Origin of the sequence: Paenibacillus baekrokdamisoli, assembly GCF_003945345.1 — a bacterium.
GTDB lineage: Bacteria > Bacillota > Bacilli > Paenibacillales > Paenibacillaceae > Paenibacillus_Z > Paenibacillus_Z baekrokdamisoli.
In genome coordinates this window covers 5,817,828-5,832,896 of sequence record NZ_AP019308.1, presented here as the reverse complement: position 1 = coordinate 5,832,896, position 15,069 = coordinate 5,817,828, and the positions used below count along the sequence as shown (strand labels likewise).

The 15,069-nt window shown below is 47.5% G+C and carries 13 protein-coding genes; 2 read left to right on the top strand and 11 right to left on the bottom strand.

The window, feature by feature from the left end; all coding sequences use genetic code 11:
- The 11 genes from EKN16_RS25610 to EKN16_RS25560 all read right to left on the bottom strand — a co-directional run bounded on the left by EKN16_RS25610 (window position 1) and on the right by EKN16_RS25560 (window position 13,489).
- Window positions 1–1,434 (bottom strand): M17 family metallopeptidase, encoded by a 1,434-nt coding sequence (locus tag EKN16_RS25610; RefSeq protein WP_125663594.1) that lies wholly within the window; start codon window positions 1,432–1,434, stop codon window positions 1–3.
- Window positions 1,431–2,951, bottom strand: coding sequence for a dipeptidase PepV (gene pepV, locus EKN16_RS25605; RefSeq protein ID WP_232016016.1), 1,521 nt, complete (start codon window positions 2,949–2,951; stop codon window positions 1,431–1,433). Before pepV ends, EKN16_RS25610 begins: the two co-directional genes overlap by 4 nt.
- Window positions 2,941–3,975 (bottom strand): ABC transporter ATP-binding protein, encoded by a 1,035-nt coding sequence (locus EKN16_RS25600; RefSeq protein WP_125663593.1) that lies wholly within the window; start codon window positions 3,973–3,975, stop codon window positions 2,941–2,943. The genes pepV and EKN16_RS25600 overlap by 11 nt, the downstream gene beginning before the upstream one ends.
- Window positions 3,975–4,985, bottom strand: coding sequence for an ABC transporter ATP-binding protein (locus EKN16_RS25595; RefSeq protein ID WP_125663591.1), 1,011 nt, complete (start codon window positions 4,983–4,985; stop codon window positions 3,975–3,977). Before EKN16_RS25595 ends, EKN16_RS25600 begins: the two co-directional genes overlap by 1 nt.
- Before the next feature lie 19 nt (window positions 4,986–5,004).
- A complete protein-coding gene (locus EKN16_RS25590; protein ID WP_125663589.1) occupies window positions 5,005–5,934 on the bottom strand; it encodes an ABC transporter permease in 930 nt (309 codons plus the stop codon).
- The gene (locus EKN16_RS25585) at window positions 5,931–6,866 is read right to left on the bottom strand and encodes an ABC transporter permease (RefSeq protein WP_125663587.1); all 936 of its coding nucleotides are present in this window, start codon (window positions 6,864–6,866) and stop codon (window positions 5,931–5,933) included. The genes EKN16_RS25590 and EKN16_RS25585 overlap by 4 nt, the downstream gene beginning before the upstream one ends.
- Window positions 6,867–6,943: 77 nt before the next feature.
- Window positions 6,944–8,593: a peptide ABC transporter substrate-binding protein gene (locus EKN16_RS25580; protein ID WP_125663585.1), complete on the bottom strand. Its 1,650-nt coding sequence runs from the start codon at window positions 8,591–8,593 to the stop codon at window positions 6,944–6,946.
- Window positions 8,594–8,659: 66 nt separating this feature from the next.
- A complete protein-coding gene (locus EKN16_RS25575; protein ID WP_125666676.1) occupies window positions 8,660–9,658 on the bottom strand; it encodes an asparaginase in 999 nt (332 codons plus the stop codon).
- 16 nt (window positions 9,659–9,674) lie between these two features.
- Window positions 9,675–10,838: an ROK family transcriptional regulator gene (locus tag EKN16_RS25570; RefSeq protein WP_125666674.1), complete on the bottom strand. Its 1,164-nt coding sequence runs from the start codon at window positions 10,836–10,838 to the stop codon at window positions 9,675–9,677.
- Window positions 10,839–11,211: 373 nt separating this feature from the next.
- Window positions 11,212–12,441: a molybdopterin-dependent oxidoreductase gene (locus tag EKN16_RS25565; RefSeq protein WP_125663583.1), complete on the bottom strand. Its 1,230-nt coding sequence runs from the start codon at window positions 12,439–12,441 to the stop codon at window positions 11,212–11,214.
- A 202-nt stretch (window positions 12,442–12,643) separates the two neighbouring features.
- Window positions 12,644–13,489, bottom strand: coding sequence for a helix-turn-helix transcriptional regulator (locus tag EKN16_RS25560; protein ID WP_125666672.1), 846 nt, complete (start codon window positions 13,487–13,489; stop codon window positions 12,644–12,646).
- 194 nt (window positions 13,490–13,683) lie between these two features.
- Here EKN16_RS25560 and EKN16_RS25555 point away from each other — a divergent pair, with 194 nt between their 5' ends.
- Window positions 13,684–13,974, top strand: a complete 291-nt coding sequence (locus EKN16_RS25555) for a hypothetical protein (RefSeq protein WP_125663581.1) — start codon at window positions 13,684–13,686, stop codon at window positions 13,972–13,974.
- The gene (locus EKN16_RS25550) at window positions 13,967–14,752 is read left to right on the top strand and encodes a phytanoyl-CoA dioxygenase family protein (RefSeq protein WP_125663579.1); all 786 of its coding nucleotides are present in this window, start codon (window positions 13,967–13,969) and stop codon (window positions 14,750–14,752) included. The genes EKN16_RS25555 and EKN16_RS25550 overlap by 8 nt, the downstream gene beginning before the upstream one ends.
- The last annotated feature ends 317 nt before the right edge of the window (window positions 14,753–15,069 follow it).

The window sequence follows — 15,069 nt, the reverse complement described above, 5'->3', positions numbered from 1 at the left end:
TCATTTGGCTAACACATAATCAGCCAGCAATCTGGCACCATAACCAGAGGCACCAACCGGATAATAACTATACGTATGTTTGGCTTGCACCGTATTGGCCATATCAATATGAACCCATGGAACCGAGCGATCGGTAAAGTTTCTTAGGAATAAAGCGGCAATTATGGCACCGCCGTAAGTTGTTGAAGATAAATTCGCCAAATCTGCATAGTCACTTCTAAGCAGCGCCTCGTAATCATCGATTAACGGCATCGGCCAAATCCGATCACCATTAACCTCTCCGATCCGGTGAAGCCGCTCGGTCATCTCCTTATCGCCCCACATGCCAGCCATAGACAAACCAAGTGCGTCCCCTACGTTACCGGTAAGTGTAGCGATATCGATGATTTCCGCGGCACCGAGGCTCGCTGCATGGAGCAGCGCATCAGCCAGCATCAATCTGCCCTCAGCATCCGTATTCCGAACCTGAACGGTAAGTCCGTTCGGATACGTCACGACCTCCGAAGGAAGAAACGCGTCTGAACCCGGCACATTGTCGGCAATGGGAAGAAGAGCGACGATATTCTTCTGACAGTTCGCGTCTATTAGGATGTCCAATGCTCCGATTACCGCAGCTGCACCGCCCATGTCCATTCGCGCATCGCTGATATCGCGACCGTTCTTCACGTTCATACCGCCCATATCGAACGTTACCCCTTTTCCAATAAGCGCCAGCAGCGGCTGTCCTGGATCCGGATCGTAGATGATCTCTACTAATGCAGGCAAATGCCTGCTTCCTCTGCCGACCGTTCGGAGTCCATTCATTTGTCGTTCTTCGAGCATCTCGCCCTGGTAGACATTCACAATAACCTTGCGATTAACAAAATGCTCCTGCACTCTCTTCACAAATGCAGTTGGATTCAGTCTGTCCGGAGGTTCGTTGACCAGATCCCGGGAAAGTATCGTCCCTCTCACCCGAAGCTTCGCCCACTCCACAGCTTGTTCGCAAGCATGCTCAGATCGAATATGCATATGCGCTAACGAATGAGTGACCTTGCGTGATTGATAGCTGTCAAAGGCATAAATGCCAAGCAGCAAGCCTTCTACCCAAGCCGTAACAGCATCAGAAGCGTCGATCGCCTTCTGAATCAGCTCACCCAGAACAATTTCCACCGTTTGGATGTGCTGCTTGATGATCGCCCTGCCCGCTAAACCTGCCGCTTCCCGTATCCTTTCAAGCGTAAGATCTTGAATGGTTCCCATCCCAACCACCAGCAGATGCTGCTCCTGCTGACGCCCAAGAAACCAAGTCGTCTCTCCTCTTCGCTTCATTGACGGAGCAATCCTGCACCCATCCCGTTCATCTCTGTCCTCGTCGAACAGCAAATAAACGATTGCTTCCATCTCGCGCGCTGGAGCAAGCTCCGGGCCTGTCATGATGTTGAAATCGTTCATTCTCGTTCCTCCGCCTCTACATCCATATTAGCTAATTGATAGATCGCATTTGCATAAATGGCCGTCGCTTGGAGTAAATCTTCAATCTCCATGTACTCGTCTGGCTGATGAGCCGTGTAGGCTCTTCCCGGAAACAGCGGCCCGAATGCGACACCATTAGGAATTTGGGATCCGTAGGTTCCGCCTCCAGTCGCAAGTAATTCCGGAGCAAGACCAGTCGCTTCCTGATACACCTTCTGCAAAATAGGGATCATCGGATAATCCGCTGGTACAGCATGCGGTTTCTTCAGTATCGGTTGGTCGATAACAAAACCAAAGCGACCTATCTTATCGGCGATTCGCTCTAGAATAAAGGTATCTTCACCGCATGCAGGATAGCGTAAATTCAGATGAAAGAAAGATTCCCCATTTGGATCAAATTTCAAAATCCCCGTATTGATCGTCAGAGAGCCTGTAATCTCATCCTGCATGTCCACTCCGAATCTGCGACCGTAGCAATCACGATACATACAATCATCCACACAGGCGACGAAGCGCTCTGCTGCTGGTTGGTAACGGTAGCCTCCTAGAAAATGAAGCAGCTCAAGTCCCGCATTAACACCGTGTTGAGGCTCCATTCCGTGAGCGGATTTCCCCGTCATCGAGAATGTGATTCTCCCACCGTCAACTTCGCTGCTCCCTATTCGCTCCTCATTCACGCAGTAGACTTCATAGGCAGCCGCCATAGCCGTAAGTTCACACTCTTCACCTTTTATAGAAGCTTGTGCAGATTCAGGAACCATATTGGCGATACCGCCTGCATAGAAATGAAGCAGCTCGAAAACTACTGCCTCGCCTGTCTCGCCTACCTTGCCTGCCTCACCTGCCTCACCTGCCTCGCTTTGCCAGCTGCTATCAAAATCTTCTGATCGCTGCAAAATCAGCTTGGTGTTGATCTGCCCCTTCTCCGCATTGACGATCGGAAATTCAGCATCTGGTGTAAACCCGCATAGCGGCGGCTTCTCCAGCTCCCGATATCTCTGCATGCAGGTGCTGGCATGCTCTTCATCCGTTCCGAAGATCAGACGGACGTTATGTTTAAGTGGCAAGCCTAAGCGCTTGACGATAACAAGCGCATAAAAGGCAGCCATCGCCGGTCCCTTATCATCAATAGCCCCTCTAGCGAATATTCGTCCATCCCGGATAGATGGCTCGAAAGGAGGGTTTGTCCATTTACCAGTCGCCGGTACAACATCAAGATGACTCAGTACAGCAATATGATCCTCGGCATCAGAAGGTCCATACTCCGCATAACCAGCATAACCCTCCAGGTTATGAGCGTTAAACCCTTCCTTAGTCGCTAAATCCAGCATAAACTGCAGCGCCTCAGAGATCCCTTTCCCCATCGGCTGTCCCACAGCGCTCGAAGATAGATCCTTCACGCTTTCATAGCGCAATAAAGCAATAAGATCGGCCAGCAGCCGATCTTTGCTCTTCATCACTTCATCCATCCAATTCATGCTCCGATTATTGTCCATGACCAGCCTCCTGCTTCAGGCGATTCGCTGCCATCTCTCCATCTCCATACAGATGGCAAGCCACCCAATGATTCGGGCGTGCTTCCCGCCACTCCGGAATCGACTTTGCACATTCTTCTGCAGCGAATGGACATCTTGTACGGAACCGGCAGCCGCTCGGCGGATCAATAGGGCTTGGCAAATCTCCCTCCAATATAACCCGTTCCCGGCTGCGTTCCAGATGAGGATCCGGTACTGGAATCGCTGATATGAGCGCGCGTGTGTACGGGTGAAGAGGCTCCTCGAATACCGCATCGCTATCTGCAAGCTCCACCATAGAGCCCAAATACATAACACCGATTCGATCACTAATATGCTTCACCATTGACAGGTCATGCGCGATGAATAAATAAGTCAGGCCCAGCTCCCGCTGCAGCTTGCGAAGCAAGTTTACAACTTGTGCCTGTATAGATACATCCAGCGCAGAGATTGGCTCATCCGCAATGATGAATTCCGGGTCGACCGCAAGCGCCCGAGCGATCCCGATTCGCTGCCGTTGTCCGCCCGAGAACTCGTGCGGGAAACGCTTGGCATGATCTTTGTTTAATCCGACCAGCTCCAGCAGGTCAATGACTTTCTTATGACGCTCTGTACGATTCTCCGATAATCCATGCGCGTCCATACCTTCGGCGACCAGATCCTCTACCGACATCCTCGGATTCAAGGACGAATAAGGATCTTGGAAAATCATTTGAATGCTGCGGCTGAGCTTCTTCAATTCTGCTTTGGATTTCTTACCGTGTACCGATTCACCCGCGAACTTGACCGAACCTCCGGTCGCTTCATAAAGGCGGATGAGCGTCCGCCCAAGCGTGGACTTCCCGCAGCCGGATTCACCGACTAAGCCAAGAGTCTCACCTCGGTAGATATCGAATGTGACATCATCAACAGCCTTCAGGATCTGGTTGCCGCCAACCTGAAAATGCTTTTTCAAATTCTTCACTTCAACTAGAACATCTTTGCCTTTGCCTTTGTCTTGCGGCATTAACACTCACCTCCTGCACTTGCCGGCCGAGCTACTTGCGGAGAACGCGGATCCTGCAGCCAGCATGCGGCCCGATGCGTAGAAGAATGCTCTGTCTGAACGGGCATATGGGCGAAACAGACCTCCATCGCATATGAACATCGCGCTGCGAATGGACATCCCTTAGGCGGGTCCATCATGTCTGGCGGCGTGCCCGGAATGGATAGCAGCTCATCTGATTTCTCATGAAGCTTAGGCATAGATGCCAGCAGTCCCCACGTATAAGGATGACGAGACTTGTAAAACACTTCTTCTACAGTACCAGTCTCGACGATTTTACCCCCATACATGATCGCTACCCGATCCGCCATATTCGCGACGACACCGAGATCATGGGTGATGAGAATAATCGAAGTTCCTGTTTCACTCTGTACCCTGCGCATCAAGTCCAGAATCTGAGATTGAATCGTAACGTCCAGTGCTGTAGTTGGTTCATCTGCGATGAGCACCTTCGGATCGCAGGCAAGCGCCATTGCGATGACGATCCGCTGTCTCATGCCTCCGGATAATTGATGCGGATATTGCTTCATTCGTTTATCTGGATTAGGAATCCCGACCAATGCAAGCAGCTCAATGACTCTTTGAACCGCATCCCTTTTACCGAGCTTCCGATGCTTCTGAAGCACTTCAATAATTTGTTTGCCAACCGTCAGGGTTGGATTAAGTGAAGTCATTGGATCCTGGAAGATCATTGCGATTTCTGAACCGCGAATCGCCTGCATCTGTCTCTCTGGCAATGCCGCCAAATCCTTGTCTTCAAACCGGATTTCCCCCTGCTTAATGCGGGCGGAGCGAGCCAACAGCCCCATGATGCTTTTAGAGGTCACCGATTTGCCCGACCCGGACTCTCCGACAATGGCTAATGTCTCGCCTTTCTCGAGAGAGAAGTCGACTCCCCTGACCGCATGAACTTCACCGATGTAGGTATAGAAGCTAACTTCCAAATCTTTAACCTGCAGTATTGCACCCATGGTATTCCTCCTCTCCGTCCTATTTTCTCATTCTTGGATCGAGCGCATCACGCAAGCCATCTCCAAGAATATTAAAGGTCACCATCAGTGCCACAATAATAACAACCGGCATTAGCAGTAAATAATAGTGCGAATTAATCATTTGGAAACCATCTTGAATGAGAACGCCAAGCGATGCTTTAGGCGCCTGCAGGCCCAAACCGATGAAGCTTAAGAAGGCTTCCGTAAAGATCGCAGTTGGAATGGTGAACATCGTATTGATAACCACGATCCCAATCGTGTTCGGAATCATATGTTTGAACACAATTCGTGTACCTGATGTACCCAGCGTTCTTGCCGCTAGCACGAATTCCTGCGACTTCAGCTTAAGCACCTGCGCACGTACGAGACGAGCCATGTTCACCCAGCCTGTAATAGACATGGCGATCATAATGGTAAATATGTCCGCTTTCATAATCATCAGCATCAAAATAATGATGATCAAACTTGGAACACCAATTAGAATTTCCACAATCCGCTGCATGACGTTATCAACTTTGCCGCCTGCAATAGCGGAGATTGCGCCATAAGCGACACCCACGATTAAATCAAGCGTAGCGGCGAGTACAGCAATGAGCAGCGATATCCGAGTTCCATACCACACTCTCGCCCATTGATCTCGACCAAATTTATCGGTACCGAACCAATGCTCCGCATTCGGCTTCTGGAATGAGGCAGTGTAGTCTGTGGCAAAATAGCTGTAGCTGGTCAACCACGGACCAATAATCGCCATCAGACCTAGAATGATAAGGATCACCAGACTGACCATTGCCGCTTTGTTCTTTTTCAGACGTATCCAGCTGTCTTGGAAAGCCGATAAAGGGGGACGAGAAATCTTCTCTTGCTCCGCCGACTTCCCTTTCGCAGGAACAAACAAATGATCTATGTTGTGCTGCAAGGCTTCACTCACTCCTTTCCTCCCGCAAGACGGATACGCGGATCGATCAGACTATAGAGCACGTCTACAATCAGCATGACGAACACATAAAATGCACTATAGAAAATGGTGATCCCCATAATTGTCGAGTAGTCGTTCATCTTAATGGAATCTACAAACAAGCTACCGATACCAGGAATCCCGAAGATGTTCTCAATGACAAGTGAACCGGTCAATAATCCAACGACAATCGGTCCAAGAACGGTAATGACGGGAATAAGCGAATTGCGCATAGCATGCCGGAACATGACAGTCATACGGCCAAGCCCCTTAGCTCTTGCAGTCGTAATATAATCCTGCTCCAGCACCTCAATCATCTCGGTACGGACGAACCTCGCGATAACCGCGATGACCCCAACCGATAAGGCAATGGAAGGAAGCACAGAGCTTTCATAACTTTCCCAGAAGGCGACAGGGAATAACCCCCATTTAAGACCTGCATAATATTGAAGAAGCGCGGCGAGCACGAAGTTCGGAACCGATACCCCGAGCACGGCGACAATGGTTGTGAAGTAATCCCAAATCGTATTATGACGATAGGCCGCTATCATCCCTAGAATAAGACCAGCTGCCAATCCGAGCAGAATTGCCTGCAGACCAATTAACGCAGATGGACCGATGCGGTGCATAATGATGTCTTTAACCGGCTGCCCTGTATAAAAGAAAGAGGTTCCCAAATCACCTTTAGCGATATTGCCTATATATTTCACATACTGCACCATGATAGGATCATTCAGACCATACCGGGTATAAATCATTTCACGCTGTTCGGCAGGAAGCTTGGCCAGTTTCTCCTCATCGAACGGAGTTCCCGGCAGCTGCTTCATCAGAAAGAAGGTAGCCGTCAGAATGATAAATAAAGTCAGAATCATATAAACAATCCTAACACCGAGATACCGCTTCATTTGTTCACCCCTTTGCAGGAAGAATGGAGAAGGAGAGGGAATTCCCGCTCTCCTTTCTCTTGTTCCTACAGACTACTTTATTTTTTCGTCACGTACTTAAATTCGACCGGACTAGCATAAGGATGGTAAACCAATCCTTGGACATCCGATTTGATCAATTGCGCTACACCTTTATGATAGATTGGAGCTGTAGCTACATCGGTTTGAACCAATAATTTCTCTGCTTGGAGAAGAAGAACAACACGTCTTTTATCATCCGTTTCTTTCTTCGCTGTAGCAATTAATTCGTCATATTGTTTGTTCTCGTACTTGCCGCGGTACGGGGAATGATTCGTCCAAAGATCCAAGTAGGTCATGGCATCATCGTAATCAGCACCCCAAGCCGTAATACCCATTTGGTAATTACCATTGTCCATCAGCTCATTACGTGCTTTTTTCGTTTTTGTATCAATGGCAACATCGATACCGAGGTTCGTTTTGAACTCACTTTGCATGAACGTAGCAACATCTCTGGTCTCCGAATCATCTGCTACAAGCAGAGTAAGCTTAGGCGCTTTGCCCAGTTCCTTCACACCTTGATCCCAATAGGCTTTAGCTTGCGCTTTATCTACTTTAAACAGATCACCTTGAAGCTCGCGGAAAGTTCTCTCGCTATCTCCGCTCATCAGTGCAGGAATCATACCAACTGCTCCCTCAGCACCGTTCTTCAGAACATTATTAGCTAGGGAATTCGTATCATAGGATAGCTCCAGCGCTTTACGAATGTTCACGTTGGATACGCCGTCAGCTTTCACATTGAACTGAAGATAGGTTGTCCGGAAATTGATCAATTTGGAATATTCCGCATTATCTTTGTAGTTATCCACATCAGTGGCGCTTAGTAAAACACGATCCAGCTCTCCGGCTTTGTAAGCGTTCAGCGCTGTGCTTTGTTCCTTAATCACGCGTACATTTACTTTATCAAGATTAACGTTCGCTGCATCCCAATAGTCTTTGTTCTTCTCCAGTGTTGCGCCGCCAGCTGGATCGAATTTAGTCAGAATAAAAGGACCTTGATACAATAAGCTTTGCACATCTAGTCCATAGCCTGCACCCTTAGACTTCACGAATGCTTCATTCAGCGGGAAGTAGACCGACATTGTCGTCAAACGAAGGAAGTATGGCGTTGGTTGTTTCAGCTGAACGACCAATGTTTTGTCGTCTTTGGCTTGAATCCCTACTTTATCTGCGCTGCCTTTGCCGCTAGCGTACTCTTCACCGCCAGTGATGTAATCTGTCATGATAAAGGCATAACCATTCTTCGAAGTTTCTGCGTTCATCTCAGCCAGCCAAGCATATTTGAAGTCAGCTGCCGTAATCGGCGTACCATTACTCCACTTAATGCCATCTCTTAATGTGAACGTATAAGTCAATTTATCGTCCGAAATCTTAACATCTTGTGCCAATCCCGCTACTGGATTATTATCTTTATCCAGTCGGTACAAGCCTTCTCCGACATTATTCAGAACCGTCCAAGAAATATCATCGGAAGCTGCCAGCTGGTTCAAATCTTTCATTTCGTTCTCGACATACACATTCAAGGTCTTTCCTGAAGTGGATGCAGGGTTCGTGGAATTCGTATCTGTTGAAGACGAGTTCTTATTACTACCGGAGAAGCTGCAGCCTGTCAAAGCGACAGTCAGAATAAGAATAATGCTAAGTGAAGGCAACCATTTGTTCTTCTTCATAACATTTCACCTCATGATTTTTTTTTGAAATTCCGAACCCCTTGTTATGACACATACCCTTCGTTATTAAAACCGGAAGGCTGCTTTGTTCTCGCCGACAATGACGCCATTGTCATTGCGGATTTCTTTTGGGGTTAATTCATACATACGACGAATGGTTTCTTTGTTCGAATATCTCATCTGTTCCAGAACCGAAGCGACAATAATCGGCCAAGGATTCTCGGAGCCGTCAATGACCTTGAGTGCAAAAGCGATTCGTTCTTTTTTAAGAGCGAAGGCATAGAAGCCTTTCGCTCCCCCTTTTGCCACGATATTGGAATCCCGCAGCAATTCCGAACAGATAAAGTCATGACTGGCGATCATATTCGGATAGGCATTCATATAGCCTGTTATTTGAATAACTGCATTGCGGACCGATTCATCTGCAATCAAATCCGGACAAGCAAGCTTCAAATAGGCACTAGCGCTACATTTCAAAGGCAGGGCGAATACAGGAAAGCCACATCCGTCGATTGCGATATGAATGTCGGAGACCGGACACTCGGATAATTCAGAGAGGACCTTCAGAATGCGCTGTTGGGCGGGATGATTAATATCCCCATAATTATCCATTGGATATCCCATAACTTTACACAAACTGAGAATACCCAAATGTTTGCCCGAACAATTGTGACAAATGCATCTTGGAGGAAGCCCTTTCATTAAATAGTCGAGCTTCGGCTCATCATTTAACGGAATCGTAGGCCGAGTGATCAATTGCTCTTCCGATATACCTGTTTTCCGTAAAATGGATTCCAATGCGCGCAATTGATATGCTTCTCCTCGTTGTGAGGCGGCGAAGAGAGCAGCTTCTTCCCCTGTTATTCCGAATGCCTCGACAACTTTATCCTGCATAACCGGAATAGCCTGGAATGGCTTGGCAGCTGACCGGAGGAACGCACGATGCTCCGCATTGCCCACCTCATACAAGACTTCACCAAATTCGTTCACGCCGCAGAGAACACCCATATGAACATTTTCTAATACGCTACCGCGATACTGTTCGACTAATGCACTCAGTTTCATTTTTTTCACGCTTTCTTTAATGTTGTATTTCTAGCTGTAACGCCAGTACACCCGCACCCATAACGATTGCCTGTCCTTCTAATTCAGAGGCGATCACCTTGAGCGATTCTCGGAAAGGCTCCCAAATGACAGTCTTGCAATGCTCTTGAAGCAGCTGCAAAATCTCACCGTAATTCTCCACCAAATCCCCGCTAATAATGACTGTATCCGGATTATACAAGCAGACAATGTTATTAATTGTAATGCCGATATAAAGCGATGTCCGATGCATAATTTCTAGTGCCCACATCTCTTGAGCCCGCGCGGCTTCAAACAGCTGCGCGATATCGGTGATCGGTTTGATTCTCCGCGCTTCAGAGAGCAGAGCAGATTCTTCGATATACGTTTGCAAGCAGCCTCTCTTGCCGCATTCGCATAAATTGCCGTTCGGGTCTAGCGTTGTATGTCCTAATTCCCCGGCACTATTAGATCCCCCGCGAAAAATCTCACCATTAATAATTAGAGAGGCCCCTATCCCAGTACCGACGTTAATCAGCACCGTCTTATCTGAGCCCTTAGCAGACCCGAATAAGTACTCGCCTAGAATCTTCACCTTTAAATCATTATCAATGACAGTTCTAAAGCCCGTTGCTTGAAGAAGCATCGCCGCAAGAGAGATGTTCTTCCATCCCAATGTGGCAGATAGCAGGACGATCCCTCTGGCGTAGTCAATTACTCCAGGCGTTCCAACTCCGATGCCCGTCACTTTGGATCGCGGTATACCGCGGGCATCCAAACACTGCTGAACGGTCTGCGCAATAAGCGCAATCGTCGCTTCAGGCGCAGCTTCTATGGCAGTATGAGCAACCTGCTCGGTGAAAACGATCTTCTCGCTGAAATCCATCACACCCAGCAGAATACGTTTCTTTTGAATATCTACACCAATGGAATATCTTCCGCCCGGTTCAATATCCAGCTTAATCGCTTTACGTCCGACACCAGTGGAAGTAAGCGCTGTCTCTTTGACTAAACCTTCACTAGTCAGCTCGTTCACGATACGCCCGATCGAAGTCGCGCTCATTTTCGTTGCCTTGGATATTTCTGCACGGGAGATAGGTCGGTGCTTGCGGATGACATCGAGTACCAAATGCTTGTTATGCTGCTTGATTACCTCTTGGTCCTGCTTCACCATTTGCTTCATATCCAATCCCAAATCAGCCCCCATCCTTTTAATAACATCATGTTATTAACTAAGTAAAAAAAAGCTAAAATAACTGGGTTTATTATGCGAATCCCTAATATATCTACAATAAACTGAATTTTCATCTATTTATTGGATATTCAAAGAGTGGATCCACAAACAATTACTAACATCGTGTTATTAATTAAATCTTAACAGTCTCCTATTCATCCGTCAATCCACTTTTTCTCTAGTGTTAGGTTTATGATAGATATATATTTGTTTAGTGTTAGTTTATATGACATTACATTCTTGATTGAGCGCCTCAAATGGAAGGTATAATAAAATAGGACCACCCCTATAAGGAGCAGCCCCACTACGATTGCCTATTTTGTTACACCCAAGCATCGGTCGAATAGCCGCGTTCTTCCCAATACCCCGTATGATCCCCTTCGATCAATTCCACTCGATTCAGCCATTTTACCGATTTATAGGTATACATCTTAGGAACAACAAGGCGGACTGGGCCGCCAAGATCACTTGGAATGGGTTTGCCATCATGCAGCACAGCTACCATAACATCGTCCATATTAGCCTGTTCAAGTGTCAAGGAGTCCGTATACACACCATCACCGGAATACAACTTAACTGTCATCGCGTTTGGCTTAACGCCTGCTTGCTTAAGCAGATCCTTGAGAAGAATGCCTTCCCACGTGTTCTTATACACGGACCAGCCCGTTACACAATGAAAATCACTAACCTGCACTTTGCGCTTCAGCTTGACGAACTGCTCCCAATTCCACTGCAGCTTGTTATTAACTAGACCATCAACGGTAAAAGAGAAATTGCTATTATCAAACTTAGGAATTGGCGTAACCGTGTAAATTCGGAAGGAGCCCTTGCTGCCTCCGCCAAGAGGAGGCATAGATGCAGGCAGCGGGGTTGGTGCAGGGACCAGTTTATTCGAATCCGACTCCACAAGCTTCTCTATGTCTGCTCCAGAGCTTAGTTGACTGCTCATCCACTTCAGAAAGGAGGGCCCTATTGCAATAACAAGCCCTGCACCGACTGCCGTGCGAATGAAGGCACGGCGAGATAAGACAGCTTGCGGACTTGCAGCCGGATGTATCCCTTCGCTAGGCTCGCCCGTTTTTATTGTGAGTCGATGCGGCTGCTTCAGCCACTTCAGCCTAGTTATGGAGTGATAGATGATGTAAGGCAGACCAACCCATGTCAGTACGTCATGAACAGTGAGAGCTGAATTCGACCAAGACGGACCAATCGCCTTAAACTGCCACAGCAGCACGCCAGAGATAAGCCAGCCAACAAGCAATCCGAGCACGATTAAGACATTGGCCCGCTGCACGCCTTTCCCCTTCAGCTGCTTCCAATGTTTGGAGGCGAGCACGAGATAGAACATAACAGGAATTAGAGATGCCAACCCAACCACAACATGAAGCCATCGTATAAGGACTCGACCTTCGCCAAGAATGCCTCGCCATGTACCTTGAAACAGCACGAGTCCTGTCAGCGCTAGGATGACAACGATCCAGCCATTCCAAGAATGGAGCGAGACCAGCTTTTTGCCATATCCTTTACGCATCTTTGCCAGCCATTGTTTCATCCGTTACTCCTCCTTACAGCTTGCGATCTGGATTGCCTTAGTGAGCCATTCTTGCTCAACTAACGATTTAGCAATAGATAGCCCAAGTTCCGAGTATCCCTATTATTGATTCTACTCCAACATCCCCTTAAAAGTGTAATCGAAGAGAACGAAACGATTAGGTTATTCTCATGAAGTATTACGAAAGTATGAACTCCCTCTGTTATTGCATCTTCATATACGCTCGATACTCAGTAGGTGACAGACTGATTAGCTTGCGGAAGGTACTGGAGAAATAATACAAATCCATTCCTACCTGCTCGGCAATCTCGGTGACGGTCAGATCACTGGTGGTTAGCAGCTTCTGTGCCTTCTCCATTCGTTTCTTCGTAATATAGGCAATAGGCGATACGCCCATAATAGACTTAAATAGCTGGATAAAATAGTTGGGATGGAAATGCAGGCGCTCTGCCAGTTCATTAATGCTCATCTTCTCCGATAGATGTTCTTCGATGTAGCTCACAATGGTATTGATCTTCGCCATTGCTGGCGTCGAGGCATCGACCCGCCATGCTTCCTGATTCTCTTGAAGCTGAGCTTGATCAAGGAATAACGTTAGCATCTCGTAAAGTACTGATTTAATCAGCAGCGGTGCAGACAAGGAAGAACTTTGAGATAGCTCAATGAGCTTCAGAAACCGTTCTTCCAGCCAGCTCTGATCGAGGACATCGATAAAATGAGGAATTTGGAACATCTGAAATAAATGGATATCTCCCATCGTGAGTGTAAAGTGACAATAGTACTTGCGAAAGGGATCGTCTTCTGCCGTTGAGAAGGCTTGATCAACATGGGCAGGAAGCAAAAATAATTGACCAGGCTGCGGCGAATACACCCGATTGCGAATGCGAACAATCCCCGTTCCTTCAAGAAAATAATACAATCGATTAACCTCAGGATCTCTTACATGATAATCCCATTCCGGAATCAGCTTGACGTGGTGAACCGCGTAAAGCTGCAGCTGCGCATTCATAAAGTAGCTTCGCATCAATTGTAATTGGCCTTCATCCATAATCGTCACCTCGCCCAAATCACCTTAGAATTACACAAACTTATCTTACAATTATAGATCCAGAATTCCCTGCGTGTATATTACGATGTTAGGGAAGAACTCACAAAAACATAGTTGATGCTACCATGCGAGTTTGGGCTCGCCGAGAGTACATCCGTGATTAACACAAAAACCTTTAGGAGGAATGAGTGACAATGAGCAAGACACGACAACAAATCTTGATCCTGCATTTGGCGGATCCTTGTCTAGAATCAGATACGGTCGCATGGGCGCTCTATGATGGGGCAAAGGCAAAGGACGAGCTGCAAATGAATACGGGAGATTCATCCATTCCATTGTATCCTTCCGTGCTTGATGCCATGAGAGACGGATGGAACGTCATCCAGCTTCCAACCCCACCACTGTACCCCACGGGTGCCGAGCATGAGCTTGGACATCTTCGCTATGAATACGTCTTGGAAAGAAAGGTGACTATCCATGAGTAAAGTAGAAAACCACCACTTGTTAAGCGCCGTTCAGATGGCTCAATTCGCCGTAAATGGATTCCTTCAATTGGAAAATCTTGTTCCGCAGGAGCTAAACGAAGCAGTCCATGCAGAGCAGCAGGCATGGAAGGGGCCAGGTAGTTACTGGAGTCAATCTAAGCTCATCAAGGACGTATTCGAGCTTCCGCAGGTAAAGGGCGTTCTGCAAAGTCTAGTCGGTGCTGCACCGGTGTATGACCATTCGGCTCTGCACATCGTTTCTCCTCAGCATCATCATGCACAGAATTACCATGCCGATTCCGTCATCGATACAAGGCCGTTTGCCTTCGATATTCAAGCCTTCTATTTCTCACATGATACGCCGGAAATTATGGGGCCCACATTGATTCTGCCAGGCTCTCATCTTCACAATAAAGTAAATACCGGAAGTATCAGCCACTACAAAAACATCTTGGGCCAGCGTAAGCTTGTGTCTAAAGCCGGAACGATCGGTTTCCTGCACCATGCCATCTGGCATTGCGCCCAGCCGAACTATACCGACGAGGCCCGTTATGTATTTAAACTAAGGTTACGGCCTGGTCAGGAGCAGCGCAGCCTATTCAATATTGCGGACTACAACGGACCGGAAGTCGCTCAAGTCCTCAACAACTACCACGATTGGGCGGGCAATGATGCCAGACTGAACCAAGTCGCTGCCGCGAAGTTTTATCGGTATTTATGCGGAGATGACCGCGTAGACTTTTCTTTTGAAGGTATCTTTACACGTATGGGTATCTAGGATTGGCAATTCAGAAGCAGCCGGCTAGAGAGGTCTAGAGTGGCTGGTTCCAAACATAACAGCCTAAACAAACAAAGCAGACACGGCACCAGACCGTTTCTGCTTTGTTTTGTTTATATGCTTCGCTTTGTTCTCTTAACGAAGCGAGACATTTGAGCTCACATCTTGCTTAACCGTACGACCTCTGCGCATAAAGGATAGAAAGATCACCACGACCATCATTGCACCCATGGCCCAGAAGACCGTATGAAGGAAGAAGACCGGTGCTCACGACGAAGAATTCGATATTCGTCCCAAAGTTGTTTACAATAGTATTA

What these genes read in the sequence shown, in the direction of transcription:
- EKN16_RS25585 (WP_125663587.1), bottom strand. Translation starts at nt 6,866, where the DNA reads ATGAAGCGGTATCTCGGTGTTAGGATTGTTTATATGATTCTGACTTTA.
- EKN16_RS25570 (WP_125666674.1), bottom strand. Translation starts at nt 10,838, where the DNA reads ATGAAGCAAATGGTGAAGCAGGACCAAGAGGTAATCAAGCAGCATAAC.
- EKN16_RS25575 (WP_125666676.1), bottom strand. Translation starts at nt 9,658, where the DNA reads ATGAAACTGAGTGCATTAGTCGAACAGTATCGCGGTAGCGTATTAGAA.
- EKN16_RS25610 (WP_125663594.1), bottom strand. Translation starts at nt 1,434, where the DNA reads ATGAACGATTTCAACATCATGACAGGCCCGGAGCTTGCTCCAGCGCGC.
- pepV (WP_232016016.1), bottom strand. Translation starts at nt 2,951, where the DNA reads ATGGACAATAATCGGAGCATGAATTGGATGGATGAAGTGATGAAGAGC.
- EKN16_RS25555 (WP_125663581.1), top strand. Translation starts at nt 13,684, where the DNA reads ATGAGCAAGACACGACAACAAATCTTGATCCTGCATTTGGCGGATCCT.
- EKN16_RS25560 (WP_125666672.1), bottom strand. Translation starts at nt 13,489, where the DNA reads ATGGATGAAGGCCAATTACAATTGATGCGAAGCTACTTTATGAATGCG.
- EKN16_RS25600 (WP_125663593.1), bottom strand. Translation starts at nt 3,975, where the DNA reads ATGCCGCAAGACAAAGGCAAAGGCAAAGATGTTCTAGTTGAAGTGAAG.
- EKN16_RS25595 (WP_125663591.1), bottom strand. Translation starts at nt 4,985, where the DNA reads ATGGGTGCAATACTGCAGGTTAAAGATTTGGAAGTTAGCTTCTATACC.
- EKN16_RS25550 (WP_125663579.1), top strand. Translation starts at nt 13,967, where the DNA reads ATGAGTAAAGTAGAAAACCACCACTTGTTAAGCGCCGTTCAGATGGCT.
- EKN16_RS25580 (WP_125663585.1), bottom strand. Translation starts at nt 8,593, where the DNA reads ATGAAGAAGAACAAATGGTTGCCTTCACTTAGCATTATTCTTATTCTG.
- EKN16_RS25565 (WP_125663583.1), bottom strand. Translation starts at nt 12,441, where the DNA reads ATGAAACAATGGCTGGCAAAGATGCGTAAAGGATATGGCAAAAAGCTG.